Source organism: Propionibacterium cyclohexanicum, from assembly GCF_900111365.1.
Lineage (GTDB): Bacteria > Actinomycetota > Actinomycetes > Propionibacteriales > Propionibacteriaceae > Propionibacterium > Propionibacterium cyclohexanicum.
Window position 1 is genome coordinate 1 of the sequence record NZ_FOGZ01000052.1, and the last position, 2,284, is coordinate 2,284.

The window sequence follows — 2,284 nt, forward strand, 5'->3', positions numbered from 1 at the left end:
CCCTGGGCTTCCGCAACCTCACCAACTACATCGCCAGAAGCCTGCTCGAGACAGGCGGATTCAGACCCCAACTACACCCTCGATTGGGATGAGCCCACAAACGGCAACCACGTTGCCTTGTAGCGCCCCAGATCGGAGTCACGTATCGCGGTACGCACCGCACCCTTCAACAGGTCAATGTCTGTTGGGCTCAGATCGTGCTCCAGTGCGAACACCGGCGGACTGGGCTCGAGCCTTGCCCGAGCATCGCGGAGGTCGTGGAAGTGCACGTCGAGTGCCTGATGAAAATGTCGCAGCAACTCCACGGTACTGCTGGCTGCAACATCTGGCACCGCTACCACCCCCGTCTCAACTCAGCTAGATACCACACAGTCTGACAGGGGGTACCGACATACTCGCTCTGTCGGCACTCTTGCTTGCCGGACACAGGCCTGGCGGCTGGTCACTGCAAGGAGTCCTCGACCTTGCCGCTTGCCTCAGCCAACGGTGCGATGTACGGGCGTCAACCGGCCGCCCCAGAGCAGGGTCACCAATCGAAGGAGTGGTCTGGTTCGACAAGTACGGGGCGCAGCCCGGTCTTGCCGCTGGCGTTGTGGAGTGGTGGCCCGGATAGGTCCTCTGTGGCCCTCACACAGACCGGGTCTTGACCTCAGCAGCTTCCAGCGCCGAGCGTAGGCCCTTGCGGTCGCTACCGATCCGTCTTGCGACAGCTCTGATGGACATGCCGTTCCGGTACAGGCGCACCGCGTTCGCCGCCTCGGCTTGGTCGAGCCCGACGGGCCGACGCGGCATGTCTCGCCGTCGAAGGTGCGTAAACACTGTCGTCCGGTGCACGCCGTAGCGCCCCGCGAGCTCATCGATCCGCATCCCCGAAAGGTAGTCGCCGACGAATTCCTCGGATCCTAAGCAGCCCAACGGGCGCGGGCGACTTCATGTGGATGGGGGTCGTGCTGTCGCCGTGGCGCCCGACCCGTTGCCCTGGAGGGCGTTGTGTCCGACGAGCACGGCACGCTGCCGCGAAGGCGATAGTAGGCGAGACATGCGCACGCGCCAGCGCGCCACCTGCCCTCTGGTACGGGTCGGTGTGTGGTTTGGTGCTTCTAATCCTCCGGGCTCCGGTCCACCTCACCCCGTACGGCCGTGCTGGGCTCACCCAGCGCCACCCAGACGGTCCAAAGCCAGACCTCAGGTCACATCGACAAATGCTCATCAAATGTCAGAGGTGATTGGTACTCGTGACGCATGGTTGCAAGGGCATCAGCGGAGACGAAGCCGGGCCTCGAAGAGCTCATCGCTGCGCTCCGAAACGCGTGGTCAGCTGACACATCGGTCGCTCCTGACCAGTGGACTCCCTCGACCCCGTCGCAAGGGCAGTGCGCAGTCACGGCACTGGTCCTACAGGACTACCTCGGTGGAGAACTGCGCCGAGGACTGGTGGACGGTCTCAGTCATTACTGGCTCACGACTGACTCCGGGAAAGAGGTCGATCTGACTCTTAACCAATTCAGAAACCCTACAGTTACTTTGACTGGTGTTCGAGAACGTGACTACCTCTTGTCGAGCGTGTCAACGCGCCGTCGCTACAAATTGCTCGCTAACTCCGTCGCAAGACAGATCCGTGAACATGCACAGGACTGACCGCACTCTCTTTCTTTACACTTCCAATATTCGGGAGCGATATATAGCGGATGCGCTCGCCGTCGTCGCACTTCCGGATGGTGCACGGATTCGTTTCCGTTATGATCGTCGGCACGTCTCTGAAGAGCTGAGCAGGGAATGGTCCGATTTAGGGGGTATGGATGCGCTGATCATCTTTCACTTCAGCACCCGCAACGGTTCCATGAGTCGGCATTTATCCCCCTTCGATTAGCGACCGTAGTGGGGGGTGTCCGAACATGGTGAGATTCTGTCTGTAGATCTCGAAATAGGAGGCTACTTCACTTTCGTGGGACTGCCAGTCGGTGCCGAGCCCGATAAGGAACAACGTTTGGAGCTCGGCCACATAATTCGCAAGTACTCAAACATGCTCAGAACAGCCGATCAGTATTCATCACCCGACGACGAAGTGCCGTGCTCCGCAGGCCTTGGAGCAGATCTGTCATCATTTAGGAGCGATTTGGGTGCAGCGGAGCTCCCTGTCGAGGCGGACAACGGTGCCGCTTTCCGAGCGATAGTTGACTATCTTTCCTGGCTCTTCCCAGATGAGGGTGTAGGCGACGCAGCAGCCGTGGTGGGAGGGCGCGGCGCGTCGGTGCCCGGATAGTGGCCGAGGCCTTCCGAGGAT

At 60.6% G+C, this 2,284-nt stretch carries 1 protein-coding gene; it reads left to right on the plus strand.

What is annotated here, in order from left to right:
- Positions 1-1,242 precede the first annotated feature (1,242 nt).
- A complete protein-coding gene (locus tag BMX93_RS13575) occupies positions 1,243-1,638 on the plus strand; it encodes a YunG family protein (protein WP_425438787.1) in 396 nt (131 codons plus the stop codon).
- Positions 1,639-2,284 lie beyond the last annotated feature (646 nt).